We start from the raw sequence: 26,960 nt of genomic DNA on the forward strand, positions 1-26,960 counted from the left end.
CTCCGCGGCGGGATGTTAGACTTGCGGCGTACACATTCGCGCTAAAACACGGGTCGCATGCAGGAAAGGAGATGCCATGGCGCCTATCGCACTGCTCAAAATACTCGTTGCCCCTGCCGCCAAGGCCATCGTCCACCTGAGCGACTCACTTACCTACAATGACGTCCCCTGTGTCGTCGAGGAGCGTTCGGACGGCTGCCCCTACCTGGGCCACGTCCCCTACTTTGCGCCTAAGCTCGTTTCCGATCCCGAGCACCGCGAACAGTAATCCAAGATGCACCAAGCGCTGCGCAACTCGCGGCGCTTACTGTTTTGGTGCAAAGTAACCTGACCCCCGTGCACCAACGCCGGGATTGTCGACGCTTCGGCCGCGGCGCGATATGAGGCGCGAAACCTCGCCCAGCAACACACCAATCACCACGCCCACGAGGATCGGCAACTTTGCCATCTCGGCAGGTGAGCTGTTGAGCGGCACAATCGTAGCAACAATCGAAAGCACAAGCTCCACCACGGGAATCGCAAGTGCCACCGCAAGCACCTTGCCCTCGAAGGGCGCGCGGAACACGCGCGGGCGATCGTCGTATTTGCGCAGGCGCCAAAACGCTGGGAACATCGGGATATAGCTCATGAGCAGAAAGACGACGTTCATCGAGAAGAAGACCCAAAAGACGTCGGAACCCTCACCCAGCGGAATCTGGAGCAGCAGCACCAGGCTGGCAAAACAGCCGTTAATGAGCGCCGAGCCGTTGGGCATGCCGGTCTTTTTGGACACCAACGCAAAGGGACGCGGCATGTTGCCATGGCGCGCGGCATAGCTCGCTACGTTGTTGACGCCAAAGCTCCAGCAGATCATATTGGCGAACAGCGTCACCAAAAAGGCCACGCCCACGACCATCGTCAGCGGGTGGGTGCGCCCCACCATAGCGGCGACTGCGTCCACAATGCCCGAATCGAGTGAAAGCTGCTCGGTGGGAACCGCGGCTCCAATGCCAATGCCGCAAATGATGTAAATTGCCGCAATGGCCACGCCACCGGCAATAACCGCCTTGGGGATATCGCGCGACGGGTTCTTCATCGTGCTGGCAAAAGTCGCGACCACTTCGAAGCCCATAAAGTTGAACAGGATAATCGATAGGTACGTCAACGAATTGGTGTCGCCCAGATCTGGAATGAAGGTCTTAAATGACATGTCGTTGGCAAAGCCGTTATTGCAGGCAAACCAAATGCCGACGATTCCCACCACAGCGGTAATGAGCACCTTGATGACGGCGCCGCCGTCCATAACCCAATCGGCCTCGGCCACCGGCTGCATTGCCATGACCGTGACGCCCCACACAAAGGCAATCTCGATGGCAATTCGGATCCCGAGTGAGAACTCGATACCCCACACCGCATTAATGACACTGGGGAACATGCAGGCGATACTTGCCGCCCACAGCGGAAAGTTAACCCAGTAGCACCAAGAGCAACGGGCGCCCCAACGGTCGCCCAGACCCAAGCGAACCCAATCGTACAGGCCGCCCTCGGAATCAAACGCCGTACCCAGCTCGGCCACCACCAGACCATAGGGAAGCAAAAACGTAATGATAAGGAAGATCCACCAGAAGAACTGCACGTTGCCCATGGCAGATGCCGGAGCCGCCGCCTCGATGGTAAACACAACGCAGATAACCGAAAGGATGACCTCGATCAGGGAGAACTTTTTACCTGCCATGGCGCGCGCCCCCTACAGCAAAAAGGATGGCATCTGTACCGAAGGCGCAGCCCAAGGTAGGGTTACAGGCCGCGTCACCGGTACAGGTGCCATCCCAAAGAGAGGAGAGGATGCAGTTGTTGGACCAACGCTCGCGGAACAGACGCGTGTAGATGACGATACGCTGGTACATAGATACTCCGATCAAAACGGCCGCGTTCGCGACCGGGAACTTTCGGCAATTGAAGACGCGTCTGACCTGGGAAATTCAAGCGAACAATTGGCCTAACCCGCAAAAAATCCCAGGCCAGACGCGTATTCAATCAAAGAAAAAAGGCACTCCGATGTGGAGGCAACGGAGTGCCCAAAGACAACCCAACCGACCAAGACATCAAGCAGCAGCCCATCAATGCCCCGAGATGGGACGACACGCCACCTGTCCGATTGATCGACTGGGTTTTCGAGGTGCCCCAGGTCGCCGCGAAAGAGGAGCGAAGCGTACTTTGGTACGCGAGCGACGGTTTGAGCGGCGAGATGGGGTGCCTCGGAAAGCCAGACGTTTACTCGGCGTGCTCAGGTGCGCCAGATTGGCGCGAACGAGGAGCGAAGCGTACTGACGCTACGTAAGCGACGAGTGAACGCCAAGGTGGCGTGCCTGAGTTACGCCGAGGGCTCCTGCTGCGTAATGCAGTGGATATTGCCGCCGCCGAAGACGACCTGCTCGGACTGAACGCCGACGCACTTGTAGACGCCCTCGCCCCAGACCTCGTCATAGATCTTCTGGAGCGTGTCAACGGCCAACTGGTCGTTCTCGTCGCCGTACTGCGGGACGATAACGCCGTGGTTGGTGACCAGGTAGTTCATGTAGGAGGCGATCAGCGGCTCGTCGGGAACGCGCGGCTCGGCGTTCTCGTCGGCGTCGATGGTGTCGCAGGAAGCCTGGTCCATGAACAGCGGGTTCACGGGCATGCAGAGCTTGTAGACCTTCATCTTGCGGCCCTTGGCGTCAACGGCGTTGGAGAGGGTCTCGTAGGCAGCGTGGCACTGCTCGTAGAACGGATACTCGGGATCGTCGGTCCAGATGCAGGCCATGACGCCCGGGGCGATGAACGTGGCGACGTCATCGATGTGGCCGTTGGTCTCCTCGGGGTCGATGCCCTCCTTGACCCAGATGACCTTCTCGACACCCAGGTAATCCTTGAGGTGCTCGTCCATGTAGGCGCGAAGCTCCTCGCTCCAGGGCTCGAACTTCTTGTGGTACTTGGGCCAGATGGACTCGGGGTCCTCTTCCTCCTCCAGAACCGCAGAGCAGGTGCGGCCCGGGGAAAGCAGGCACTGGTCGGTCACGACGAGGGTGCCCTCGCCGTCGACGGTGATGGACCCGCCCTCGAGGATCATGTCATCGGGACGATAGCGACGGCAGCCGGAGAGCTCAGCCATCTTAAGGGCGATCTGCTCGTCCTTGTCCCACGGGAAATAAAGGCCGTCGACGAGACCGCCGTAGGCGTTGAAGTGCCAGTGGTTGGCGCGCTTCTCGCCCTTGCCGTTGATGACGTAGGTGGCGGCGGTGTCGCGGAACCAGGCGTCGTCGGTGGTCATCTCGATGACGGTGACGTTCTCGTCGTTCTCGAAGACGGCCTTGCAGTTGGCGTAGTCGGCCTGGTTGGCGCACATGGTGACCGGGGTGAACTCGGCGATGGCGCGGGCGATGGCGGCATACTGCTTCTGGGCCGGCTTGGCGCCGTGGGCCCAGGTGTCGGTGCGGTGGGGCCAGCCCATCCACACGCGATCCTGCGGGGCGAACTCGGCGGGCATGAAGAAGCCGTCGGCCCTGGGGGTGGACTCGGACTCGGTGATCGTACGCATAAGATTTCCTCCAAACCGTAGCGATCGCTTGCCGCGGGCGGGTTACCCGCGGCCTAAAACCAAGAGATAGTGGGCGCCCGTCCCCCGGCAAAGGTCGGGGCGCCCGGTACCGGTTTTCACGGAGTCGCACCGGCGAGCGACGACGTAGCCAAGTGCGCGGAGACATACGCACGAAGGATACGAAAGAGAGAGGTTGGGGCGGGCGGTGGTTACCGGAGCTATCGCTCGCACCCGCCCCAGGAAATAGTGAGCAAATTTGCCGCTTTGGGCACGCCTCCAAAGAGGCCGGAGTGCCCAGAGTCGGGAGCGACAAGCCCGACGAAGCGCACGTTGGTACGCGAGGAGGGTCGGAGTCCCAGAACCGGGTGCTCTAGTTCTCCTCGGCCTCGGCGGCCTCCTCAGCGAGTCGCTGAGCAGCCAGCTCAGGGGTGAGACCCTTGTACTCGGTCTCGCGGCCCTTGGCGCTGACGACGCGGACGACCTCGCCGATGAGCACGAGCACGATGAAGATAACGATCATCGGGACCTTGTCGCCAATTTCATCGACGGAGAACGGAGCCAGCGTTGCAACGATGGCCAGGATCAGCTCGATGCAGGGGATGGCCAGCATAACCTTCATCATGGCGCCCTTAAACGGGAACGTGAAGATGCGCTCACGGTTCGGGTCGTTCTTACGAAGGTTGAGGAACGCCGGGAACATCGGGATGTAGGTGAGCAGCAGGAAGACGACGGAGGTGCCGAAGAGCATCCAGAAGACACCGTTGGAGATGGCGTCGATGGGAACCAGCTGCAGGCACAACACCAAGGAGGCAACGATAGCGTTGACCAGGTTGGCGCCGTTGGGCATATCGTCGTCAGAGATCATCGAGGCGAAGACCTTGGGCATGTTGCCGTGCTCGGCAGCGTAGCGAGCAACGGAGTTAACGCCGAAGGACCAAGCGGCCATGTTGGCGAACAGGGTGATCAGGAAGGCGATGCAGATGACCTTAAAGATCATGGAGTCGCCCACCATGGTCTGGACTGCGACAATCATGCCATAGTCGGGGTCGATGGAATCGGCCGGCACAGCAGCGCCGATGCCAAAGCCAGCGAACAGGTAGATCACAGCGATGGACAGGCCACCGACGATGATAGCCTTGGGGATATCGCGAGCGGGATCGGCCATGTCGTCGGTCATGGTGCAGATGACCTCGAAGCCCATGAAGTTAAAGATGATGATCGACAGGTAACCGAGAGCGTTGGTGTTGGTGAGCTCGGGCAGGAAGGTGGCAGCGGACATGTCGTTCGCAAAACCGTTCTCCATGGCATACCAAATGCCCAGAGCGCCAACGATAACCGCGACGGCGACCTTGATGATGGCGCCACCGTTAAGGACCCACTCGGAGTCGGACGCCTTGGAGCGGCCCATGAGGTAGACGATCCACACAAAGGCAAGATCGATACCCATCTTGGCGATCAAATTGAACTCGACGCCAAAGACCATGCCCAAAATGTCGGGGAACATGGTTGCCAGCGAGGCGATCCACAGCGGGTAGTTAATCCAGTAGTAGTACGAGATGCGGGCGCCCCACTTGTCGCCCAGGCCATCGCGTACCCAGTCGTAAATGCCGCCCTCGCCGTCATAGGTGGTGCCGAGCTCGGCGACGACCATGCCGTAAGGGATCAGGAAGGTCAGGATCAGGAAGATCCACCAGAAGAACTGCTGGTTGCCGATAGCGGCAGCAGGTGCGGCGGCCTCGCAAACGAAGACGACGCAGATGATGGTCGAAATGACCGTAAAGAAGGAAAGCTTTTTCTTTCCGTCGCTCATGATGAGCTCCTTCGCTCAGTCTTGGACAGATCCGAGGCCCTAAGGCATTAAGGCAATTGCTTGGGCCTCGGTGAGCGGGCGGCAGGAGACGAGCATCCACCGCCCGCAAACGTGCTTTTAGAAGCCTTGAGGCTTAGAGCTGCTCGAGAGCCTCGAGAGCGGCGTGGAGCTCAGCCTTGGCGGAGTACTCGACACCCTCGTCGTTGAGCGGAGTGCGCTTGCCCAGGGCGGCAAGGAGAGCACGGATGGAGTGCTTGCGGTTCTCGGCCTCGACCCAGCACAGGGAGCGCTCGGGATCGTCCATGACCTCGTCGACGACTTCCTCGTTGCGGGTGGCCGGCAGGCAGTGCATGAACTTGGAGCCTGCGCCGGCGAAGTTCATCATGTCCATGGTGACCTGATACTTGGGATAGAACACGTCCATGTAGTTCTCGCCCGAGACCTCCTCGTCGTACAGGCCATACCACACGTCGGTGTAGATGAAGTCGGCGCCCTTGATGCACTCGATGTCGTCGGAGATGACGATGGAGCCACCGGAGACCTTGCAGTTCTCCTCGGCGATGGCCATCATCTGCTTGCCGAACTCGGCGCGCTCCTCAACGGTGCCAACGTGCAGGCCGCCGTCGGGGACCTGGTGGCCCTTAGGTCCAAACTGGACAAACTTCATGCCGACCTTGGAGGCGATGAACATGAGGGAGACGCAGACCTGGGTGGCGTCACCGATGAAGGCCAGGGTGCAGTCCTCGATCTTCTTACCCTCGGGGAGGTTCTCGAGCATGGTCATGAGGTCGCCCATCTCCTGCGTGGGATGGTTGAACTCGGACATGCCATTGATGACGGGCACAGCGGAGCCCTCGGCGAGGCCGACGACGTCCTTGTGACGGTCAACGCGAGCCATCATGATGTCGAGCAGCGAGCCCATAACGCGAGCGGTGTCGCCCAGGGATTCGTGACCGCCGAGCTGGATGGTGCCAGGGCCATAGAACTGAGCATGGCCGCCGAGGTCGGTCATAGCGGTCTCGAAGGAAAGACGGGTGCGGGTGGAGACCTGCTGGAAGATCATGCCAAGGCTCTTGTTGCGGAGCAGGTGCGGATAATAACCGTCAACCTTGATGGCCTTCTTCATTGCCAGGCCAAGATCCTCGATAGCCAGGATCTGCTCTTTGGTGAAGTCATTGGTGTCGATGAAATCCTTAGGCAGTGCCATGTCAATTTCCTTTCCGCCGGTCGTGCCGACTATTACTATGAGGCGCTCGAACATCACGCCTCGTGTTGACAAGACCATCATTCACCCGTATGCAATTTTTACCTAGTTTATTCGGGATTAAAGACCGTTCACGGAGTTACAACCTCTCTAATCCAATATAAACCCGCAGGTAGCGAGCTTGCAGGGGGTTTAGTATCTAGAACAGCGAACGGTATATCGCTATGCTGTAACTCGGCGCCTAATCCGCAATGGAACGAAGGGTTGAGACGTCTATATCCCACAAGATATACAGGACTCGGCCATAGATAAATGAGATGGGACGGTGGCAGATGAACACTCTGATGTTCTTCTATACCCTAGCGATACTCGTGATCTGTATTGTGACGGCAGTGCTTTCGCTTGCCGCCTATGCCTCGTCTCGTCGACGGTTCTTTATCTATGGCAGCGGCGTATTTATCTGCTATGCCATCGAGATGACCGAGATTTTCTTTTTTGAATACACGCTGCAAAACCAGAGTTTTCCGGCCAGCGACTATTACTCAATTACCATGCCTGTGTTGCGGACCCTTGTGGCGACCGCTTCACAAGCTTTTATCTGGCTCATTGCCATGGACTTGCTCGACAAACATTCAAAAAAGCAGTTTGTTATTCCCGTCGCAACGTTCTTCCTGAGCGAGCTGCTGATCATTGTCGCTGTCCCCTACGGCCCCATGCATCAGTGGCTCTACTACACGATGCGTCAGGTATTCCTTGTATTTGTGGGGCTCTATATCTTTTGGACGGCGCATAAAAGCACGCAGGTCGAGCTTAAGGCGCGCGTCAACAATCAACGAAAGCACCTCATTATCGGCGCCATTCTGGTCGGGTGCATCGTTGCCGAAGACTTCTACAACATCTTGGTCGTCCCCATGAGCCTGGCACCCTCCTGGCTGCAGCTGTACCTATCCGAGCGCAACTTTAGCGAGAATATCTTTGCGTGCTACTTTGCGATCCTGCTGATTATCTATGCCTATCACGTGCTTTCGATTCGCATGCAGGAGGCGCCCGAGGAAAAGAACGTCAGCGATCTTGATCGACACATCGAAGAGCAGATGCCCTTCTACCGCAACGCCTACAGGCTCTCCAACCGCGAGGCCGAGGTTTTGCGTCTGGTTGTGCTGGGCAAGTCGAACCAAGAGATTGCTGACGAGCTATTCCTTGCCGTGGGCACCGTCAAGACCCACATCCACAACATCCTGGTCAAAACCGAGCAGCAAAACCGCACGATGTTGATCCTCCACTTTTGGAAACGATAAAGTTATGCAGAAAAAACCACCACAAAGGGGACAGGCACCTTCGTGGTGGTTTTGATTGTTTCGCCACGAAAAAATCACCCTGACGCCAGAACCACCACGAAGGTGCCTGTCCCCTTTGTGGTGGTTCTGGGTTGGACGAGCTACTCGCTGTAGCGGGTGGCGATGGCGGCTTGTACCATGCCGGTGCTCATGAGGTAGGTCACCAGGAAGTAGCCACCGTATGCTGCCAGGAAAATCGCACAGGTGAGGCCCACGGTGCCGCCGATGCTCATATTTCCGAAAATGCTCACCAGCTCGATGATCACCTTGAGCGCCACAAAGGAGTGCGCCAGGCCCACTGCCAGCGGGAACAGGAAGAATACCGCTTGCTGTGCCATCACCGAATGGCGAATCTGGCGGTCGTCACAGCCAATCTGTGCCAGCACACGATAGCTGCGGCTGCCGTCGGCCACGTTGGAGAGTTGCTGGATCGACAGAATCGCCGCGCATGCAACGACCAATACAAAGCCGATGTAGATGGCTAGGTAGCTAATAAGACCGTTCATTTGCGCTGCTTGCGCGTACATCTCGGAGCGTGTGATGAAGATTCCCCACGATCCCGGCTCCTTGCCGTCAACGAGCAGATTGTCCAGCACAGTGTATTTAATACTCTCGTCTGCCTCGGTCGTATCCATCCCCTGTTTGTAGTTAACGAGCAGGCTACTGGAATACGGCTGCAGATTGAGTTGGGACAACAGCTCGTCGGCAACGACGACGGTACCCACGTTACTGCCCATCGCCGAGTTGGCGATGGCCGCCGTGTCCTCGTCCGACTTATCGGTTGCGGGCTTGAGCGTATGCCCGCCCAAGGTAAGGGCATGGCCGCCAGCCATATACTTGGTGTACAGGTCGACCAGCTCACCGCCCATATCACACGTAAGCAAGTACTGGTCGCGGCCAATGCTCACCGGCTCCTCGCCCATCATCTGGCGCAATTTGTTGTACTGACTTGCCGGCGTCACAGACAGGCCTGTCATGTCGGCGTTGCTGCCCTCGAACGCCTTGGGGAGCTTTTCGCCCATGGTCTTGCACATCTCACTTGGGATCACCGAAGGATTCGAGCCGCCAAGCGGGTAACTCAGATACGAATCGATCTGCACATGCTCACCGGCAACATCGGCGATATTGACCTTCTTGCCGGTCTCGTCGTTGTTGTCCGCCGACTTGTCCTTACGATCGCCGTGCCATGGATCGCCGTGCCATGCGGAGTACAAATCGACCGTACTATCGGCCAGCACCATGCGATCGGCCTCAGACGGATTGACGTACTCTTTGTAGTAGTCGAGCGTATCGGGCGTGTAATAGACATACGTCTGCGACATGTCGGCCGGATTATAGCGCTCCAGGTTCTCGTTCATCACGCTGGCAATCGACATACCGCAAGTCACAGAAGTAATGGCAAGGAACAGAATCATCGCGATGACGCCCATCGAAAAGCACACCGTGTTGACCTTGGCCGCAAGCTGGCGCACGGTAAACATGTTGAGACCGCGCCAATACACGCCGCGCAGGCTCTGCAGCAGCTTGATGAGCATGCCCGAGAGTCCCCAGAACAGGGCAAAGGTGCCCACGGTAACCATAGCGGTCGTAATACCAAACTGGTTCATGGCCTCTTGCAGCTTGCTGTCCGTCGCGGTTAGCGGGAACCCATCACGTAGCAGACGGTAATAGGCCACGCCCACCAGCACCACGCCCACGGCAAAGATGGCAATCGCGATCCAGGGGTTGCGTGTCTTGATGGTCTCGTTGCGACGCTCGGCACCCATAAGCTCGATGAGTTTGGTACGACGCACGGCGCGGAGGTTCAGCAGTAGCGTGAGCACAAACATTACGAGCATACAGGCAAGGGTCAGGTTGAACGCATGCACCGAGAAAAAGAAGTGGAAATTAGCGATCTGCGTCTTAAAGAGCGAGGCGGTAAAGAACGTCATGAGCTGGGAGAGCCCCACACCCAGCATAATGCCAGCGACGAAGGCGCCGACCGAAACGATCACGGTCTCGAGCGCCATGATCGTGGCGACGCGCCCGCGCCCCATGCCGAGCACCTGGTACAGGCCAAACTCCTTTTTGCGGCGTTTCATGATGAAGTTATTGGCGTACACCATCAAAAAGGCCATGACACCGGCCAAAAAGTACGTCAGGTCGCCGAGCATACTGCCCATAACCTGCGCCAAGCCCTCTTCATCAATTCCGGCGATGTCGACCTGCATCGAGATGGTGTTAAAGGCATAGAAGACCGTGACGCCCAGGGTGAGCGTCAAAAGGTAGACGAGGTAGTCGCGGCCGGCGCGGCGGACGTTGCCCCAAGCGAGTTTACAGAGCATCGGAGCCCTCACCGCCCATCATGGCAACGACCTCCATAATGCGGTCGAAGAACTCTCGGCGGTCGGTGTCGCCGCGACGCAGCTCTGTGAAGATCTTGCCGTCGCGGATAAACAACACGCGGCTCGTGTAGCTGGCGGCAAAGCTGTCATGCGTGACCATGAGCACGGTGGCGCGCAGGCGGCGATTGAGGGCCTCCAGGCTCTCGAGCAGCAGGCGGGCGCTCTTGGAGTCGAGGGCGCCGGTGGGCTCGTCGGCCATGATCATGGTGGGGTCGGTGACGAGCGCGCGGCAGGCGGCAACGCGCTGCTGCTGGCCGCCGGACATCTGGTAGGGGTACTTGTCGAGCACTTGGCTGATGGACAGGCGCGCAGCCACATCCTGCACGCGGGTCGAGATCTCCGCCGAGTTCATACGGGCGATGGTGAGCGGCAGGGCGATGTTCTCGCGCGCCGTGAGCGTATCGAGCAGGTTGGAGTCCTGGAAGATAAAGCCAAGCTCCTCGCGGCGGAACTGCGAAAGCTTGGCCTGCTTCATGCGCGTCACGTCCTGGCCGTTAATGCGGATGGTGCCACTCGTGGCGCTATCGATGGTCGACACGCAGTTGAGCAGCGTCGACTTGCCCGAGCCCGAGGCGCCCATGATGCCGACGAATTCGCCACGGTTGACGGTAAAGCTGACGTCGTTGAGCGCGCGGGTCACGTTGCCCAGCGCTCCATATACCTTTTCGAGATGCGCGACCTCCAGTACCGGGGTTGCCGTTTGCGTGGTTTGCATACCGAGTCCTTTCTTGCGATTAGTCTACGGCATCTATAGTCGCAAGAAGCCGAGTCGGCTACCATCGATATGGCTTACGCTTGCCTTACCGTTGCGTAAGGTAAGGGTAGTCTTTTTGGGACGGGGCTTTTTTAGCTGCCCCATCCGAAGCTTTTGAGGCATGAGGGCGCATTTGACATAGGGCAGCTAAAAAAGCCCCGTCCCAAAAAGACTACCCCGTCATGTAATGATGTTGAGAGAGGACTCCTGTTGAAGACTGTTCATGTTGCCGCTGGGATCATTCGCAAGGAAGGATCCGACGAGCTGCTGGCCGTGCAGCGCGGCTACGGCGACATGCAGGGACTTTGGGAGTTCCCGGGTGGTAAGCTCATGCGCGGCGAGACACCTGAAGACGCCGTGCGCCGCGAGCTCATGGAAGAGCTGCAGGTCAAAGTCACCAACCTGCGTGACTTCTACACCGTTGAGTATGACTACCCAGATTTCCACCTCTCAATGGAGTGCTACTACTGCTCGCTCGCCGATGAATCCGATGAGCCTCAGAAGCACGACCGCCAGCTCGATATCCGCTGGATTCCGCGCACCTCGCTTGCCACGGTGGAATGGATGCCCGCCGACAAGGGGCTCATTGATGCCCTGATTGAGCTGAAGGAAGATCGGCTTAAGGCCAACAGCACTGCCAACGACACCGAGGCCACCACGACCGACGAGCCCGCTTCCAAGCCCAAGCGCGCACCTAGGCGCCGCAGCAAAAAGCGTCCCAAGCCCGGTCTGCTCGACGGCATCGATACCTCGGACCTTTCCGCCGACGAGCGCGAACTGGTGCGCCGTCGCGCTGCCATCAAAAAGTCCATGAAGGGCAACAAGCGTGCAAACACCAAACCCGAGCTGCTCGTTCGCCAGCGCCTGCGCGCAGCGGGCCTTACGGGTTATCGCTTGGAATGGAAGGTTCCCGGCAAGCCCGACATCGCCTTCCCCGGCCGCAAGATCGCCATCTTTGTCAACGGTTGCTTTTGGCATCGCTGCCCTAAGTGCAATCCGAGCCAGCCAAAACGCAATGTTGAGTTTTGGGAGGCAAAGTTCCGTCGCAACGTCGAGCGCGACCGCGCTGCCGTGGCAGCACTCACTCAAATGGGCTGGACGTCCATAACCATCTGGGAATGCGATCTCAAAAAAGACCGCATCGACGCCACGATGAAAAAGGTCATCGAGCGGGTGCGCGCCGCAGAGCCGCAGCGCTAGGAACGAGCCGTCCACACACCCCACACAGGCGAGCCACATCCACGTCACAAACCTTAGAAAGCCCTTAAGCCCAAAACCTTTCAAGAGTGTTACTCGATACCTCTGACCTGCGGTTTCATCGTAACGCCAAACCTCATTAATCCTTTCTTTAGCGCTTCCTTATCAGCGCTCGCGGCATAATGTAGCCAGCGCACGGGGCCTAGCAGCAAACCCCGAGCGCATTCTTTTGGTGGATATCGAGGAGGCCGCAAAAGCATGCATTCTTCCAATGACGCAGCACAGCAGCCATCCCTAAAACATGCAAACCTATTCTCCTTCCCCCCGACACAGAGAAACAGCCTTCTCGACTCCCCCACCTCGCGGCCAAAACGCTCAACCGATCAGAGCCTCAACCTGCAAACCTCATTCAAAAAGCTCCAAGCATCGCTAGACAAGGCATTCCCCAACCAAGCCCGGGCATACTAGCCCCTCATCAACAAAGCGCCCCTCGCGCCCCACTTTTCCGCCCCAACGCCACAAGGGCGACGACCTCGAGTAAGTCAACCTGGGAGGGACGAGGGCTTAGCTCCCCAATCTTTCCGCAGGGGGCAAAAAGCCTCGCCGCACGAAGTGCGCAGCGAGGCTTTTTGCATGCCCGAGGACGATTGGGGAACTAAGCCCTCGTCCCTCCCCGGGATATGTAGCGAGTCGGAGTACCCTTGCTGTTACTCTGCTTTGCCCACGGAGTTGAGGTTGGTCATGCGGATCTTAACCAGCTCAGTGATCTCACGCATGCCCTCCTTGGCCGGCTTCTTGGGGTCGAAGCAGGCGGGGTTCTCGGCCATGTAGGCCATGAAGCCCTTGGTGTAAGCCTGACGCAGCTCGGTGGCGTAGTTAACCTTGCAGATGCCGTTCTTCACGGCCTCGGCAACCTGCTCATCGGGCACACCGGAGGTGCCATGCAGAACCAGCGGCACGTCGACGGCGTCGCGGATGGCCTTGACCACGGACTGCTCGATGTGCGGATCGCTCGTGTACACGCCGTGGCTGGTGCCAACGCCAATAGCGAGGGAGGTGCAGCCAGTGCGCTCGACGAACTCCTTGGCCTCGGCCGGATCGGTGTAGGGGCTCTCGCCCTCAACCGCGGGACCGTCGTCCTCCTTGCCGCCAACCTTACCGAGCTCAGCCTCGACGGGCACGCCCATGGCGCGGCCAGCGTCGGCGACGGACTTGGTCAGGGCAATGTTGTCCTCGAAGGACTCGTGCGAACCGTCGATCATGACAGAGGTGTAGCCGGTGCGGAAAGCCTGCATGCAGCGGTCATAGCCATCGCCGTGATCGAGGTGCAGGGCAACGGGCACGGAAGCGCGCTCGGCGGCAGCCTTGACCATGCCGTAGAAGTAGTCCAGACCAGCGGTCTTGATGGTGCCCGGGGTGGTCTGCATGATGACGGGGGACTTGGTCTCCTCGGCAGCGGCCAGAACGGCCATAACAAACTCGAGGTTCTCGACGTTGAACGCGCCGACGGCGTAGTGGCCGGCCTGAGCGTCCTTGAGCATCTTTTCGGTGGTAACAAGTGCCATGAGCGTTTGCTCCTCTCCCTCGCCCGCATCTGGACATCGGGCGTACGTGTCCGCAAGGCGTTTTACCTTGCGTTTTGCTGCGCTCATTGTATGAAATTCAGCGGCTTTACACGTGCGAGATGTTGAGCCCATGCAGGTCAATACAGTCGTTTTTGAAAAGTAAACGGAAGGAATTTGAGCCGAGCGGACATGTTCGATATTAAATTTTAGGCGTTCAGCGTCTTTCTTTTATAGAAAAGATAAGTAATCAAAAGGTGTTTTCTTACTTAAAAAGAAAATGAACGAAAATGGACTCAACACAATTCCTGCAAATTTCAGACGCGGATGGAGCAGCTATGGCCCACGTAACAACTCGAGCATTCGCCGACGAGCGGCGCGCCGCCATCATGGAAATGCTCGAGCATAACGCCTCCGTTCAGGTGGCAGACATCGCCCAAACCTTTGGCGTATCCTCCGTCACCGCCCGCGCCGACCTGGACGCGCTCGCCGAATCCGGCAAGCTGCGTCGCACGCATGGCGGCGCCGTGTCGCTCCACAAACGCCTAACTGTCTCCACGCAAGATCGCCGCATAAACATCAATGTCGCCGCCAAGCAGGCTATCGCACAAAGTGCCATTGAACTCGTCGGCAACGGTGACACCCTGCTCGTCGACTCGGGCACCACGGCACTCGAGTTTGTCCGGCTCCTCGATCAGCGCGACGGCATCACCGTCATCACGGCCGACATCACCATTGCCGATTACATCGACGAAAGCATGCCCTCGGTTGATGTCGTCATGCTGGGAGGGGCACTGCGCAAAGGCCATCGCTATCTATATGGCCCGCTCACCATGCAGGCACTTCAAACGGTTCACGCAGACCTTGCCGTCATATGCCCCGGCGCCTTTGTCCCCCGCTGCGGCTTTACGACTGACTTTCCTCAGATGGCCGAGACCAAAACGGCCATGATCGCCGCAGCCCGTCAAAGCGTCGCCCTCATGGACGCCAGCAAGGTCAACGGATGCGGCATGTATCGCTTTGCCGAACTGACCGATGTCGACACCGTCGTGATGGATTGCGATCCCGACCATGCCGTCGCCACCTCAATCGCCGAAATCGCCAACGACGAGCGCCCGGACCTCATCATCACCGGCGCATAAACAAAAACCACCACAAAGGTGCCTGTCCCCTTTGTGGTGGTTTGCGCGTCAAAAGTGAGCGTATCGCTATTTGGAAAGCTCGTCGGCGAGGGCTTCGATCTGGGCGCGCGAGGCGTCGTTGAGCGAACCCAGCACGGTCACCTTGTTCTGCGTCAGGGTGATGTCCTTCATGCCCTCGAGCTCCTTGGTCATAACCTTGGCAGCAGCGGGCGCCCAAGAGCCGGCCTCGACAAGCGCCACCGTGCGGTTCTGGTAGGCATGCTCGGCGAGCGTGTGGATGAAGGTGCTCATAAACGGGAAGATCTCGCCCTGATAGGTGATGGAAGCGAGTACCAGACGGTCATAGCGGAACGCATCCTCAACGGCCTCGGCCATGTCGTCGCGAGCCAGATCAAAGACGGAAACCTTCTGGCCGCGAGCCTCAAGCGCGGATGCGAGTTCCTCAACGGCGGCCTTCAGATGGCCGTACACGCTCGCGTAGGCAATCGTGATGCCGTCGTCCTCGGGCTGATAGCTCGACCAGGTGTTGTAGGTGTCGAGGTAATAACCCAGGTTCTCGGTCAGCACGGGGCCGTGAAGCGGGCAGATAATCTGAATGTCCAGATCGGCGGCCTTCTTGAGCACGGCCTGCACAAACTTGCCGAACTTTCCCACGATGCCAAAGTAGTAACGGCGCGCCTCGCAGGCCCAGCCCTCAGGATCCTCGATGTCGTTGGCGCCAAACTTGCCAAAGCCGTCGGCACTAAAGAGCACCTTGTCGGTGGCCTCGTAGGAGAAGAGCACCTCGGGCCAGTGAACGTTGGGGGCGCCAACAAACGTTAGGCTGTGGCCGCCCAGGTCGAGCACATCGCCCTCTTTGACGACCATCTTGCGCTCGGGGAAATCGGTGCCAAAGAAGTTGACCATCATGCGGAAGGCGCCCATGCTTGCCACGATCTGTGCCTGGGGATAGCGCTCCATAAAGGCGGCAATGCCGGCGGAGTGATCGGGCTCCATATGATGGACGACCAGGTAGTCGGGCGTACGGCCATCGAGCTCGGCCCCGAGGTTGCCGAGCCACTCGTCGACAAAGCCAGCGTCGACAGAATCGGCGACAGCGATCTTTTCGCCCAAGATAACGTAGCTGTTGTATGCCATACCGTTCTCGGACACGTCGTACTGGCCCTCGAACAGGTCGATGTCGTGGTCGTCGACGCCGATGTAGCGGATATCCTTGGTGATCTCCATCAGGCAAAACCTCCTAGATAGACAAAAGAACCCGTCTATCATAGCACTCGGCTGCATCCCAACAGCCATCTGCCGGCATCCTTATCGATTGTTATTGATGTTCAACATATCACCGTTGACCTGCGGAAACTATGCGCGCGGTGCCGCCGTACTATGTCGAACGATAAGCTGGCCGGGAATACGAATGGCAACGGTTTTGCCCACCGTACCCGCCTCGGGAACCGCATGCTCAAACACCTCTCGTCCGCGCTGATGCAAGTCGAATCGAACGGTCGTGAGCTCGTTATGCGCGACAAAGTCGTCGAGTGAGTCATCGACGCCCACCACGCTCACGTCCTCGGGCACGCGCAAGCCGCTATCGCGCAGCGCGGCGATGGCGCCGTTTGCCATCTGGTCGTTTGCCGCGTAAATCGCCGTCATGGTGCGGTCGTGCTCGGCCAGGTACCTGCCGGCCTCGTAACCGCTGTTGGCAGACCAGTCACCCTCGAGCGGCTCTACCGGCTCGATGTGTTTACGCTCGAGTGCATCCTGCCAGCCGGCGCGACGAAACTGTTCGTCGACTGAGAACGACGGGCCACCAATATAGCGAATCTGCTCGTGCCCCAGCTCAAACAGGTGATCCATGAGCAGCAGCGAGCAGCCGTAATGATCGGAATCGACCGTGGTCACGCGCGGATGCGCATACATGGTGACGATAACCGTGCCAATGCCCGGCAGTGGATCAAACGACTCAAAATCGGGCGCCATGCGACTCATGCCGATGATGATGCCGTCCACCGGCAATGCAGCCATACGACGCGTGGCCTCGGCAAGCGAAAACTCCTCGGTCTTGGACATCTCGACCAGCGTGATGGCGCAACCGCGCTCACGGGCCGCACTGGCAATGCCGTCGATCATCGTCAGGTTACCGAACTTGGTGACATCGTTGACGCACAAACCGACCGAATGGTAGCGGCCGTCGCGCAGCGAGCGACCGGCATAACTCGGACGAAAGCCGAGCTCTTGCATGGCGGCCTGCACGCGCTGGCGCGTCTGTTCGTTAACGTTGGGCAAGCCGTTGGCGACGCGCGAAACCGTCTGCTGCGAAACGCCAGCAGCGCGGGCGACGTCGGCCATGGAGACCGGACGCGTACCTGTATCGTTGGACGGGCGCCTTGCCACAGGATCACCTTCACCCTTGCGAGATCTGAATAGCGTGAATGCCGGCCCGGGCAGAAACACACCCCGCGCCGAAGCCCGCTATCGTCGGACGCATGCTAACGTACTCTACTTTTTCAATCCGCAACTCTTCTGCTCTATAAGTCCATACGGCAATACCGTTCACGGCTGAATTTCTACCGATTACCAGATTCTCAAAAAGTGATAAGCGTTGTGTTATGAGTACGTTAACATAGCCCGTAACGTGCGGCATCGTAGATGCTGAGTTTACGCCGCTTCAGATTGTTAACGTACTCACTACGACGCAAAGCTCGTCAGTATGCGCCAAGGAAAGGACCCTCATGACCGCTCCCGACGAAAAGACACTCGCCACGCTCACCAAGCTGTTCGAGGATGAGTTTGGCCCCATCGGCGATCGCCAGGTGCTCTATGTGCACGCGCCCGGCCGCTCCGAGATCAGCGGCAACCACACCGACCACGAGGGCGGCCACGTTATCGCCGGCTCGCTCGATGTCGCCGTTGACGGTATCGCCGTGGCAACCGATTCCAACAAGGTCCGCGTTGCCGACGAGGGCTATCCCACGTTTGAGATCGCGCTCGACACGCTAGACGTTCAGGAGTCCGAGAAGGGCACGTCCGCGAGCCTCGTCCGCGGCATGGCCCACGAAATCGCTGCTCTGGGCGTTGAGCCCCAGGGCTTCGACCTCGCCTTCACCTGCTCCGTCCCCTCGGGCGGCGGTCTTTCGAGCTCCGCTGCTGTCGAGGCGGCATACGGTCGTGCCATGGAGACGCTCTGGGGAGCGCCCGCCATCGAGCCCGTCGCGCTCGCCCAGATGAGCCAGCGCACCGAGAACAATTACTACGGTAAGCCCTGCGGCCTTATGGACCAGGCCGCCGTGTGCTTGGGCGGCCTTGCCTACATGGACTTTGAGGATCAGGCTCAGCCTAAGACCCAGAAGCTCGAACTCAACTTTGAGGATCACGGCTATGCGCTCGTGCTCGTTAAGGTCGGTGCCGACCACGTGGCCGCCACCGACGACTACGCCGCCGTTCCGCGCGAAATGCAAGACGTCGCCGCCGAGTTTGGCAAGGCACGCCTGTGCGAGGTAAACGTTGCGGATTTTGACGCCAAGCTCCCCGAGCTGCGCGCCAAGCTGGGCGGCCGTGCCTGCCTGCGCGCCGTTCACTACTGGTACGAGAACGGCCTGGTCGATAAGCGTTGGTCGGCCCTTAACGCCGGCGATATCGATCAGTTCCTGGTCCTGACGCGCGAGTCCGGCGCCAGCTCCGCCATGTACCTGCAGAATGTTGTTGCCAAGCTGGGATCTGAGCAGCCTTCCATGTATGCCCTGGCGCTGGCCGAGCACGTGCTCGACGGCCGCGGCGCCGTTCGCATTCACGGTGGCGGCTTTGGTGGCACCATCCAGGCCTTCGTGCCGCTCGACCTGGTCGACACCTTCATTGCCAAGATGAACGGCTGGCTGGGCGAGGGCTCTGCCCGCCACTACGCAATTTCTGACAAGGGGGCTTACGCGGCATGGCTGTAATGACCGACGTGCGCGAGGCCGCGCAGGGCCTGATTGAGTATGCCATCCATCGATCGATGATCGGACAGGACGATCGCATCTGGGCCTACAACACCATTTTGGAGTGCATCGGCGCCACGGGCCCCGCACTCGACATGGCTTGGGCGCTCAAGACCGAGAAGATTTCGCTCTTGCACCCCGATACCCTGCCCGACTTTGACCTGGAGGGCACGCTCGCCGCGCTTGCCGAGGCCGCCGTTGCCAACGGTGCTGCCGAGGACACGGCATCGGGGCGCGACCGCATCGCCATGCGCATCATGGGTATGCTCATGCCGAGGCCTTCGGTTGTAAACGAGGAGTTCAACGGCCGCATGGGCGTCAACGAGCCCCGCGCCGCGACCGACTGGTTCTACGGCCTGTGCTGCGACGCCGGCTACGTGCGCCGTGCCGCCATCGCGCGCAACATCAAATGGAGCACCCCCACCAACTGGGGCGATCTCGAGATAACCATCAACCTGTCCAAGCCTGAGAAGGACCCGCGCGATATCGCCGCGGCAGGTGCCGCCAAGAACACGGGCGAAAAGTATCCCGCCTGCCAGCTCTGCATCGAAAACGAGGGCTACCCCGGACGCTCCGCCGCAGCCGACGGCGGCGCTCATCCTGCACGCCAGAACCTGCGCATTATCCCCATCTCGCTCAATGGCGATCGCTGGGGCTTCCAGTACAGCCCGTACGCGTACTTTAACGAGCACTGCATTGCCATGAGCTCCGAGCATCGCCCGATGCACGTTGACCGCAAGGGCCTGACGTGCCTGCTCGACTTTGTGGACCTGTTCCCGCACTACTTTATTGGCTCCAACGCCGACCTGCCCATCGTGGGCGGCTCGATTCTGTCGCACGACCACTTCCAGGGCGGCGCGCACGAGTTCCCCATGATGCATGCCACCGAGGTCTCACAGTTTAGCGTGCCCGGCTTTGACAGCGTTACGGGTGCTGTGCTGCAGTGGCCGCTTTCGGTGCTGCGCCTGCGCTCGCATGACCGCGCTCAGCTGCTCGACGCTGCCGAGAAGATTATCCTCGCCTGGCGCGAGTGGACCGATGAGTCTGTGGGCGTCATCGCGCACACAGCCGATGGCATGGCGCACAACACAGTGACACCCGTCATCCGCCGCGTCGACTCTCGCGGCAATGCCGGCGGCAAAATCTACGAGGCCTACCTGGCGCTTCGCTGCAACATCACGACCGACGAGCATCCGTTGGGCGTGTTCCACCCGCATGCCGAGTATCACCACATTAAGAAGGAGAACATCGGCCTGATCGAGGTTATGGGTCTCGCCATTCTTCCGCCGCGCCTGGTTCCCGAGCTCGGTGCTGTCCGCGAGCACCTGCTGGCGGCCAAGGCCGATGCCAGCTACGACCTTGCCGGCGCGCTCGAGGGCGATAGTCTTTGCCGCAGCCACGCCGCATGGGCCGAGGATGTCTATGCCCGCCGCGCCGACGAGCTTACGGCGGACAACGCCATCGATATCCTGCACGAGGAGGTCGGCGTGGTGTTTGGCCACGTGCTCGACAACGCCGGCGTATTTAAATGGGATGAAGCCGGCCGCGCCGCCCAGCAGCGCTTTATCGACTCACTGTAATGATCCCTTTCGGACGAAGGAAAACGGATCATTTCGTCTTCAAGACAACGGCGCCCGCCGGCAACATCGCCGGCGGGCGCCATTTTTGCGTGTAGTCATTGGGGACGCTCTTAAACGACTAGTCAAACAAGAACGTCCCCAACGACTAATGACTCGAGCGTGGAAAATCTCCCACTTTGAGCTCGTATGGGCACCAAAAGCAGGAGATTATCCACGCTCATTCTATTAGGAGTCGCAACCGCTACAACTCTACGACCTCAACGCTGTTGTAGACCTCGTCCCAGCGGTCCATGACCAGGTGGCCGGTCTTGGGGTCCATGGCGTTGAGCTTGCCGCAGGTATTGGCAGTCTTGAGCACGGTGACGTCGTCGGCACCAGCAGCAATGGCATGCGCAAAGCCGGCAATGGTCGAGTCGCCGGAACCCGTCGCGTTCACAGCCGCAATCGCGGGCGTCTTGGCGCGAAATGCGCGACCCTCATGGAAGCCCACCGAACCGGCAGCGCCCATCGAAACGACAACCCAGGGAATACCGGCAAAACGGCCATCGGCGGCAAGCGCCTCGCGCAGGGCATCGACATCATCGGTCGTGAAGGACGTGCTCAGCAGACCGTTGATCTCGGTCAGATTGGGCTTCACAAGCTCGGGCTTGGCGTCGGACTCCAGCGCAGCCTCCAGCGATGCACCCGAGGTGTCGAGCAGCACCTTGGCGCCCGCCTCCTCGGCGATCTTGACGAGCTTGGCATAGTAGCCGGCATCGACGCCACGCGGCAGCGAGCCCGAAAGCGTCACGACGTCAGCCTTCGCAGCGAGCTCGGCGAACTTGGCCGTAAAGGCCTCGAGCTCGGCCGGAGCGATCTGCGGGCCGCTCTCCAGCAGCTCGGTCTGATTACCCTCGTGCAGAATATTCAGGCAAATGCGTGTCTCACCGGCGATGGGCACAAAGTCATTCTTGACGCCGTCGGCATCCATAAGCTCGGCCATATAGGCACCCATGTGGCCGCCAAGCAGACCGGTCGCGAGCACATCGTCGCCCAACTGCAGCAGCACACGGCTCACGTTGAGGCCCTTGCCGCCAGCGGTCTTTTCGGGCGTCACGCGGTTAACATCGTCGATGATCAGCTTGTCGAACTGATAGCGCGTATCAATCGACGGGTTCATGGTAACGGTCAGAATCATATTGAACTCCTGTTCCGGGGCGGCATGACCCACCCCAAACATACGATAGCTCGTTAAAGGATCTCAATCTCAAAGCCGCGGGTGACGGTCTCTCCCGGCTTGGCCACCAAGCAGCCACGCTTGTGCTCCAGAATATCGTCCTCGTCGGAGCAGGTGGACAGGCCGCCCCACGGTTCAACTGCCACAAAGTCGCCCTCGGGCTTGCTCCACACAATCAGGTACGGCATATCGGGGAACGTCAGGCGCACGCCCTTGTCCTCGGTTTTCTTGGTCAGCGTAACCACGCGGCTCTCGAGCACGTCGAAGATGGTCTCCGCGAAGTCGAAGAGTTCGTGGGTAAGCGGCAGGTTCTGGCCGATCATGGGGTTCTTGCTGCGATGCTCAACATCAATCAGGCCCGTCGAGGGAACGGCAGTACAGAGCTCGGCGGCCTCACGCTGCTCAAAACGGAGCTCGTAATCGTCGTAGGACTCGCCCTCGTCGAGCGGGCACTTAAAGCCGGGGTGACCGCCCACAAAGAACGGCATGTCCTCGGTGCCCTCATTGGTCACCTCGTACGACACGGCCACCTTTTCCGAATCGATCGTGTAACGAGCAACGATCTTGAACGGATACGGGTACTGCTCGAGCAACTCGGCATGGTCGGCAGAGCTTAGGCTCAACGCAGCCATGTTGTCGCTCTGTTCCTCGAGCTTCCACTCCTGTTTGCGCGCAAAGCCGTGGCGGGCGAGGTTTACCTCGCGGCCGCCCATGGTCATCGCGCGACCGTCACGAAGGCCGCCGCAGATCGGGAAGCAAATGGGTGCCTGGCCCGACCAGACCGCCGGGTCACCCTGCCACAGGTACTCACGGCCGTTGGCCGCAATAGAAGTGAACGACCCGCCCGCCGTGCTCAACGCCACACGAATCAAGCCGTTATCAAGAACAAACTCCATAGGAGCCTTCCCTTTCTTACGACAGCCCGCCAAGTCAATAGGGCTGATAGAAAACCGGCCCGCGCCCCCTCACAGAAACGCGAGCCGTCAACGGACTAGTAAATTACGCCGGATACCCGCTAGTCATGGTATTCGCCGCGGTCCCACTTCTCGAGGAACTCGTCAAAGAAGTGCGGGTCGGCCTGAGCCTCGGCGTCGGCCTTGTTGCAGGCATCGATCTTGGCGATCAGGGCATCGTGCTCGGGAGTCTTCTCGTAGGGCTCCTCCAGGAAGGCAAGCATGATATCGGCCATCAGGAACTCGCCGGTGATCTTGCCGCCAAAGCCCACGATGTTGGCGTTGAGCTCGCGACGGGCATACAGGGCAGAGGTCATGTCGCGGACCAGGGCGCAGCGGGCGCCGGGAACCTTGTTGACAGCGTTGGTGATACCGATGCCGGTGCCGCATAGGGCCACGCCAAAGTCGGCCTTGCCGCTGGCAACAGCCTCGCCCACGGCCTTACCGTAGATGGGATAGTGCGTACGGGAGTGGCTGTAGGTGCCGCAGTCGAGCACCTTGTAGCCAGCCTGCTCCAGGCGGTCGGCCAGATAGATCTTCTCGTCCGTAACGATATGGTCGCAACCGATTGCGATGGTCTTCTTCATCAGAACGTCCTTTCGTCTGAATTCACAAGTTGAGGTAGAAGTTCGAGTTCTCGGTGGCTCTCGTTAGGCCATCTTGTTGAGCATGTCGACACGGATCTGGTGACGGCCGCCGGCATACTGGGCGCGCAGGAACTCGCGGGCGATCTTCTTGGCGACCTCGGTGCCCACGACGCCCGGGCCCATGGTGACCATGCGCGAGCCGTTGTGCTCGCGGGTCATGTAAGCGGAACGCTCGTCGGAAATGTTGGCGACGACCATGCCCTTGATCTTGACGGCAGCCATATAGGAGCCGACGCCGTACTTATCGAATGCGAAGCCCTGGGAATCCTTGTGCTCCAGCAGGTCCTTGGCAACGGCGGTCGCGGAATCGACAAGGTCCGCGGCAGGGGTCTCGGAATAGTCGACGACTTCGTGACCGTCGGCGATGAGCATCTCCTTGATGGACTCCTTCATCGACATACCGTCGGCATCGGAAGCGATTACAACCCTCATGACATCCTCCTTGAGAGATACGCAGGTGCGTAGTTTCTGTTTGGAAGTGTTGAATCGCGTTCAGGTCCGGGCATCTGAATGTGCGGTTCTTCACTGTTCATGTTTATTTGAACACATTCGAACATTAACTGCAACAACTATTTGTTTATCTTTGTTCTTTTTTGAACAAATACCGTTCACAGATGATTGCTGACCGTTTGGACCGGTCGCGGACGTAGCGACCATGTGTTCAACAAACAAAAGGGCGGCCGAGAACGCGTCTCGCCCGCCCTTCGGCAGTATGCCCCGGTATATGCAGCTGTTTTAGCTACACGGACTGCCCGCCCTTCTTGGCATGCTTGGACGGAGCGCTCAGAAAGCGCCCCGTTAAGTAGTTCGCCGGACCGGAAATATCGATCCCCAGCAGCGTGTGCCCCAACCACAGAAACGCCGCGAGCACCAGCAACGGAATAACACACGAGGTCACGATCATCACGATAACGCCTTCGATCAGATCAGTCACCTGCTGCACAATCTCATCGGTCATCTGCTTGGCGCCGCTGGTCACCGATGTGACAAGACCCGAGGCACCGTCGGCAAGCTGCTCAAGCACGTTCTTGGGCTCTGTAGACTCGGTCTTTTTCTTGCTTGCTTTGGAACTGTCGCTATCCGCCACGTCTGCAGCGTCGGCCGCCTTTTGCTCGGCCGCCTCGATGCTCACTCGATACGTTTCGTCGACCTTTTGCGATACCCACACGCTTGCAGGCACCAACGCCATGCCGATCATGGCGACTACCAGCACGCGGGTCGCCACGCGGCGCAGGACGGCACTCGTGCTCCAGCGTCCGTGAATACCAAGCGAGACCGCAAAGAGCACCAGAGCAAACGGGATCAGGATGCCCAGGCCCACCGACCACAAGATGGTCAGCAGATATTTCTCGAGGTAGAGCACGGCAAGCACAATGCCCAAGTTGCCCGAAAGCTGGGCGAGCTGCTCGGCGACCGGCGTTCCCGTATCGCCCGGCAGCGCCGTAATGCCCGCAGACAGCGCCACGCACGAGGTCGTGAGCGCCAAAACGTTGCCCTTCTTTTGATCGATAACCTCGATGGTGGAGTCCCAAGTTTTGGTATCGGCGAAATGCGGACGAGCTACAAAGCCCGACAGCAGCGCCAGTACCACGAGCGCAACGATAAAGCCAATCTGCAGCTTTTTGTTTGCGCACACGACATCGGACAGGCTGGGCTGCAGCTCGGTTACTGTCGTGTGCTCGGTTATCTGGACAGAACGCCCATGAGCTACCTCGTGCGCGTCTCTTTTTTGTATTGACCCGTTATCCGGCATTTGGATACCTCCTCAGTCCGGCCTATATTGCGGATGGAAGTATACCCACCCAGCGAAAAACCGAACGGAAGGGCGGCAGAGCACCCCAAGACTGTCCCCAACGACTAGTCGTTTAAGAACGTCCCCAATGACTAAAGGAGTGGCCCAAACTGCCGGCAGATAAGGAACGTCCCCAACTGCCGGATGCCGCAACTTGGAGGAGGACGGAAAAAGCCCTGTCACGGGTTTGCGGCAGAGCTTTTGGAAGGGGACTTGATTGTGAGGACTCGTTAGGCGAGCTTGGCCTCGAGCTCGGCGATGCGCTTGTAGGCATCGATGGTAAAGCGGGCCTGCTTCTCCAGAATCATGGTGGTCATGAGGGTGTCCTGGGCGTGAGCCATGATGAAGGTCATCTCCATCTCGCCGCCGCCGGCCTCCTGCGACAGCAGCTTGGTCTGCGTGTCGTGAGCGCCGATGAGTGCATCGCTGGCATCCTTGTGCAGCTGCTCGGCCTTCTCAAAATCACCCTCGCGAGCAGCATCGAGCGCTGCAAGCAGATCGGTCTGGGCGTCGCCCGCGTATGCGACAATCTCGAATCCAACCATCGAGATTTCTTCTTTGGTTGCCATATTGCGTTCCTTTCACATATGAACCAATGGAGAGCATCGCGTCCGGGCATACGCGCTGCGTTGTGTATGACAGAAACATTAGCATTCAAACAAAAAAGAACAATGCAAAACGTAATTTCGAGCTATGAACGGTCGATTTTCGCCCGTGAACGGTTTTTAAACCAATTCGAACAATATCAAACACTATTAGCGGCAACCCAAACAGGTCCGTACCCTAGCGCAACTCTCGTACCGTATCGCCCGCTACGAGCACGCCGGGGATCAGCATGTGTTCCACGCCAGGCGTAACCCCCTCGGCGCCGGCGATCTTGTCGACCGCCCACATGCCGACACGCTTGTTATCAAAGCGCACCGTGGTCAGGCGACGATCGGGCACGATGTCGCCCAGGCTGTCATCGACACCCACCACGCTCACGTCCTCGGGCACGCGCTTTCCGCGCGACTCGAGCCCGCGAATGCAGCCGTAGGCCATGGCGTCGTTGGAGGCATAGATGGCCGTGCAGGTCGGATCGTCTGCCAGAGCCTGACCGGCAGCATAGCCGCTCTGCGCCGTCCAATCGCCACGAATGAATCGCGGCGGCTCAATACCATGCGCGCGCAGCGTCTCGCGCCAGCCCTCCTCGCGCTGCATGCCCGAAAGCGAGCGCTCGGGGCACGAGATAAAGTGCACGGTCTTGTGCCCCTGCCCCAGCAAGTACTCGACGACCTGACGCGAGCAATCGAACTGGTCGTTATCGATCGTCGAGCACAGCGGGTGCTCCAACATGGTAACGAGCACCGTCTGCATGCCGGGCAGCGGCTCAAAGGTGCCAAAGTCCGCCGGCATGCGGTTCATGATCACGACCACGCCGTCCACTGGCAGCGCGCTCATACGCGACGATGCACTCTCGAGGGTATAGGGGTGTCCATCTACTTTAGTAAGGGTGATGGCATAGCCGTGTTTGTCGGCAGCGGCGGCAAAGCCCTCCATACGGTCGAGGTTGCCGGTACCGGTAATGTTGAACATGGCGACGCCGACCGTCTTGAACTTGCCGCGGCGCAGCGACCGGCCGGCAAAATTGGGGCGATACCCCAGCTCGCGCATGGCGGCACGCACGCGCTCCTTGGTCTCGGGGCGCACGCTGGGCGAATCGTGCACGGTGCGCGAGACCGTCTGCTCCGAGACGCCCGCGAGGCGCGCCACATCTTTGACGGATACCGATTTTTTAACAGCGGCCATAGGTCGATCTTTCTATGTCAACGATGCCATTGACGGCATCCTGCGCAGTCATTTTGAACACATT

General features: G+C 59.3%; 23 protein-coding genes. 6 read left to right on the top strand and 17 right to left on the bottom strand.

What is annotated here, in order from left to right; translation table 11 throughout:
* Positions 1–76: 76 nt before the first annotated feature.
* Positions 77–268, top strand: coding sequence for a hypothetical protein (locus DXD49_RS02240; RefSeq protein ID WP_117743244.1), 192 nt, complete (start codon positions 77–79; stop codon positions 266–268).
* A gap of 36 nt (positions 269–304) precedes the next feature.
* Here the strand turns inward: DXD49_RS02240 and DXD49_RS02245 are convergent, their stop codons facing one another.
* The 5 genes from DXD49_RS02245 to ptcA form a co-directional block, all read right to left on the bottom strand.
* Positions 305–1,714, bottom strand: a complete 1,410-nt coding sequence (locus tag DXD49_RS02245) for an APC family permease (RefSeq protein ID WP_117743245.1) — start codon at positions 1,712–1,714, stop codon at positions 305–307.
* On the bottom strand, positions 1,704–1,886 hold the full coding sequence (locus DXD49_RS09580) for a hypothetical protein (protein WP_055252462.1): 183 nt from the start codon (positions 1,884–1,886) through the stop codon (positions 1,704–1,706). Before DXD49_RS09580 ends, DXD49_RS02245 begins: the two co-directional genes overlap by 11 nt.
* Before the next feature lie 467 nt (positions 1,887–2,353).
* A complete protein-coding gene (locus DXD49_RS02260; RefSeq protein ID WP_117794095.1) occupies positions 2,354–3,559 on the bottom strand; it encodes an agmatine deiminase family protein in 1,206 nt (401 codons plus the stop codon).
* 370 nt (positions 3,560–3,929) lie between these two features.
* Positions 3,930–5,369: an APC family permease gene (locus DXD49_RS02265; protein ID WP_117794096.1), complete on the bottom strand. Its 1,440-nt coding sequence runs from the start codon at positions 5,367–5,369 to the stop codon at positions 3,930–3,932.
* A gap of 133 nt (positions 5,370–5,502) precedes the next feature.
* Positions 5,503–6,576 carry a putrescine carbamoyltransferase gene (gene ptcA / locus DXD49_RS02270; RefSeq protein WP_117794097.1) on the bottom strand — a complete coding sequence of 358 codons (1,074 nt, stop codon included), beginning with the start codon at positions 6,574–6,576 and terminating at the stop codon, positions 5,503–5,505.
* 329 nt (positions 6,577–6,905) lie between these two features.
* On the opposite strand from ptcA, the gene DXD49_RS02275 reads away from it, so the two are divergent.
* Positions 6,906–7,871, top strand: coding sequence for a response regulator transcription factor (locus DXD49_RS02275; RefSeq protein ID WP_158564844.1), 966 nt, complete (start codon positions 6,906–6,908; stop codon positions 7,869–7,871).
* A gap of 140 nt (positions 7,872–8,011) precedes the next feature.
* On the opposite strand, the gene DXD49_RS02280 is transcribed toward DXD49_RS02275, so the two are convergent.
* Both DXD49_RS02280 and DXD49_RS02285 read right to left on the bottom strand, forming a co-directional pair.
* A complete protein-coding gene (locus DXD49_RS02280) occupies positions 8,012–10,234 on the bottom strand; it encodes an FtsX-like permease family protein (RefSeq protein ID WP_117794099.1) in 2,223 nt (740 codons plus the stop codon).
* Complete coding sequence (locus DXD49_RS02285; protein ID WP_117735470.1) at positions 10,224–11,009, bottom strand: ABC transporter ATP-binding protein; 786 nt, start codon at positions 11,007–11,009, stop codon at positions 10,224–10,226. Before DXD49_RS02285 ends, DXD49_RS02280 begins: the two co-directional genes overlap by 11 nt.
* Positions 11,010–11,258: 249 nt before the next feature.
* Between DXD49_RS02285 and vsr the strand changes: the two genes are divergently transcribed.
* Positions 11,259–12,248, top strand: a complete 990-nt coding sequence (gene vsr / locus DXD49_RS02290) for a DNA mismatch endonuclease Vsr (protein ID WP_117794100.1) — start codon at positions 11,259–11,261, stop codon at positions 12,246–12,248.
* 704 nt (positions 12,249–12,952) lie between these two features.
* Here the strand turns inward: vsr and DXD49_RS02295 are convergent.
* Positions 12,953–13,810, bottom strand: coding sequence for a class II fructose-bisphosphate aldolase (locus tag DXD49_RS02295; protein WP_022095149.1), 858 nt, complete (start codon positions 13,808–13,810; stop codon positions 12,953–12,955).
* A gap of 335 nt (positions 13,811–14,145) precedes the next feature.
* Here DXD49_RS02295 and DXD49_RS02300 point away from each other — a divergent pair, with 335 nt between their 5' ends.
* Positions 14,146–14,949, top strand: coding sequence for a DeoR/GlpR family DNA-binding transcription regulator (locus DXD49_RS02300; RefSeq protein ID WP_117794101.1), 804 nt, complete (start codon positions 14,146–14,148; stop codon positions 14,947–14,949).
* A 66-nt stretch (positions 14,950–15,015) separates the two neighbouring features.
* On the opposite strand, the gene DXD49_RS02305 is transcribed toward DXD49_RS02300, so the two are convergent.
* Positions 15,016–16,176, bottom strand: a complete 1,161-nt coding sequence (locus DXD49_RS02305) for an FprA family A-type flavoprotein (protein ID WP_117794102.1) — start codon at positions 16,174–16,176, stop codon at positions 15,016–15,018.
* A 129-nt stretch (positions 16,177–16,305) separates the two neighbouring features.
* Positions 16,306–17,292, bottom strand: a complete 987-nt coding sequence (locus tag DXD49_RS02310; RefSeq protein WP_117794103.1) for a LacI family DNA-binding transcriptional regulator — start codon at positions 17,290–17,292, stop codon at positions 16,306–16,308.
* 383 nt (positions 17,293–17,675) lie between these two features.
* Between DXD49_RS02310 and DXD49_RS02315 the strand changes: the two genes are divergently transcribed.
* Together DXD49_RS02315 and DXD49_RS02320 are read left to right on the top strand one after the other, a co-directional pair.
* Positions 17,676–18,881, top strand: coding sequence for a galactokinase family protein (locus DXD49_RS02315; RefSeq protein ID WP_117794104.1), 1,206 nt, complete (start codon positions 17,676–17,678; stop codon positions 18,879–18,881).
* Complete coding sequence (locus tag DXD49_RS02320) at positions 18,872–20,500, top strand: UDP-glucose--hexose-1-phosphate uridylyltransferase (RefSeq protein WP_233540100.1); 1,629 nt, start codon at positions 18,872–18,874, stop codon at positions 20,498–20,500. Before DXD49_RS02315 ends, DXD49_RS02320 begins: the two co-directional genes overlap by 10 nt.
* Before the next feature lie 241 nt (positions 20,501–20,741).
* Here DXD49_RS02320 and DXD49_RS02325 read toward each other — a convergent pair whose 3' ends face one another.
* The 7 genes from DXD49_RS02325 to DXD49_RS02355 form a co-directional block, all read right to left on the bottom strand.
* The gene (locus tag DXD49_RS02325) at positions 20,742–21,677 is read right to left on the bottom strand and encodes a hexose kinase (protein WP_117794151.1); all 936 of its coding nucleotides are present in this window, start codon (positions 21,675–21,677) and stop codon (positions 20,742–20,744) included.
* Positions 21,678–21,730: 53 nt separating this feature from the next.
* The gene (locus DXD49_RS02330) at positions 21,731–22,612 is read right to left on the bottom strand and encodes an aldose 1-epimerase family protein (protein ID WP_117794106.1); all 882 of its coding nucleotides are present in this window, start codon (positions 22,610–22,612) and stop codon (positions 21,731–21,733) included.
* Between the two features lie 119 nt (positions 22,613–22,731).
* A complete protein-coding gene (lacB, locus tag DXD49_RS02335) occupies positions 22,732–23,256 on the bottom strand; it encodes a galactose-6-phosphate isomerase subunit LacB (RefSeq protein ID WP_117794107.1) in 525 nt (174 codons plus the stop codon).
* A 63-nt stretch (positions 23,257–23,319) separates the two neighbouring features.
* Positions 23,320–23,748, bottom strand: coding sequence for a galactose-6-phosphate isomerase subunit LacA (lacA, locus tag DXD49_RS02340; protein WP_117735479.1), 429 nt, complete (start codon positions 23,746–23,748; stop codon positions 23,320–23,322).
* Between the two features lie 307 nt (positions 23,749–24,055).
* Positions 24,056–25,069 carry a hypothetical protein gene (locus DXD49_RS02345; protein ID WP_117794108.1) on the bottom strand — a complete coding sequence of 338 codons (1,014 nt, stop codon included), beginning with the start codon at positions 25,067–25,069 and terminating at the stop codon, positions 24,056–24,058.
* Between the two features lie 269 nt (positions 25,070–25,338).
* Entirely contained in the window at positions 25,339–25,677 is a 339-nt protein-coding gene (locus tag DXD49_RS02350; protein ID WP_055252615.1) for a PTS lactose/cellobiose transporter subunit IIA, read from the bottom strand.
* A gap of 214 nt (positions 25,678–25,891) precedes the next feature.
* Complete coding sequence (locus tag DXD49_RS02355; RefSeq protein ID WP_117794109.1) at positions 25,892–26,896, bottom strand: LacI family DNA-binding transcriptional regulator; 1,005 nt, start codon at positions 26,894–26,896, stop codon at positions 25,892–25,894.
* Between the last annotated feature and the right edge of the window lie 64 nt (positions 26,897–26,960).

The sequence above is a fragment of the Collinsella sp. TM05-38 genome (assembly GCF_003466445.1).
GTDB lineage: Bacteria > Actinomycetota > Coriobacteriia > Coriobacteriales > Coriobacteriaceae > Collinsella.

Coding starts and splice junctions, on each gene's coding strand:
- ptcA (WP_117794097.1), bottom strand. CDS start 6,576: ATGGCACTGCCTAAGGATTTCATCGACACCAATGACTTCACCAAAGAG.
- DXD49_RS02295 (WP_022095149.1), bottom strand. CDS start 13,810: ATGGCACTTGTTACCACCGAAAAGATGCTCAAGGACGCTCAGGCCGGC.
- DXD49_RS09580 (WP_055252462.1), bottom strand. CDS start 1,886: ATGTACCAGCGTATCGTCATCTACACGCGTCTGTTCCGCGAGCGTTGG.
- DXD49_RS02350 (WP_055252615.1), bottom strand. CDS start 25,677: ATGGCAACCAAAGAAGAAATCTCGATGGTTGGATTCGAGATTGTCGCA.
- DXD49_RS02305 (WP_117794102.1), bottom strand. CDS start 16,176: ATGGAGATCACCAAGGATATCCGCTACATCGGCGTCGACGACCACGAC.
- DXD49_RS02265 (WP_117794096.1), bottom strand. CDS start 5,369: ATGAGCGACGGAAAGAAAAAGCTTTCCTTCTTTACGGTCATTTCGACC.
- lacA (WP_117735479.1), bottom strand. CDS start 23,748: ATGAGGGTTGTAATCGCTTCCGATGCCGACGGTATGTCGATGAAGGAG.
- DXD49_RS02325 (WP_117794151.1), bottom strand. CDS start 21,677: ATGATTCTGACCGTTACCATGAACCCGTCGATTGATACGCGCTATCAG.
- DXD49_RS02260 (WP_117794095.1), bottom strand. CDS start 3,559: ATGCGTACGATCACCGAGTCCGAGTCCACCCCCAGGGCCGACGGCTTC.
- DXD49_RS02320 (WP_233540100.1), top strand. CDS start 18,872: ATGGCTGTAATGACCGACGTGCGCGAGGCCGCGCAGGGCCTGATTGAG.
- DXD49_RS02280 (WP_117794099.1), bottom strand. CDS start 10,234: ATGCTCTGTAAACTCGCTTGGGGCAACGTCCGCCGCGCCGGCCGCGAC.
- DXD49_RS02310 (WP_117794103.1), bottom strand. CDS start 17,292: ATGGCCGACGTCGCCCGCGCTGCTGGCGTTTCGCAGCAGACGGTTTCG.
- DXD49_RS02345 (WP_117794108.1), bottom strand. CDS start 25,069: ATGCCGGATAACGGGTCAATACAAAAAAGAGACGCGCACGAGGTAGCT.
- DXD49_RS02240 (WP_117743244.1), top strand. CDS start 77: ATGGCGCCTATCGCACTGCTCAAAATACTCGTTGCCCCTGCCGCCAAG.
- lacB (WP_117794107.1), bottom strand. CDS start 23,256: ATGAAGAAGACCATCGCAATCGGTTGCGACCATATCGTTACGGACGAG.
- DXD49_RS02285 (WP_117735470.1), bottom strand. CDS start 11,009: ATGCAAACCACGCAAACGGCAACCCCGGTACTGGAGGTCGCGCATCTC.
- DXD49_RS02300 (WP_117794101.1), top strand. CDS start 14,146: ATGGCCCACGTAACAACTCGAGCATTCGCCGACGAGCGGCGCGCCGCC.
- DXD49_RS02275 (WP_158564844.1), top strand. CDS start 6,906: ATGAACACTCTGATGTTCTTCTATACCCTAGCGATACTCGTGATCTGT.
- DXD49_RS02315 (WP_117794104.1), top strand. CDS start 17,676: ATGACCGCTCCCGACGAAAAGACACTCGCCACGCTCACCAAGCTGTTC.
- DXD49_RS02245 (WP_117743245.1), bottom strand. CDS start 1,714: ATGGCAGGTAAAAAGTTCTCCCTGATCGAGGTCATCCTTTCGGTTATC.
- DXD49_RS02330 (WP_117794106.1), bottom strand. CDS start 22,612: ATGGAGTTTGTTCTTGATAACGGCTTGATTCGTGTGGCGTTGAGCACG.
- DXD49_RS02355 (WP_117794109.1), bottom strand. CDS start 26,896: ATGGCCGCTGTTAAAAAATCGGTATCCGTCAAAGATGTGGCGCGCCTC.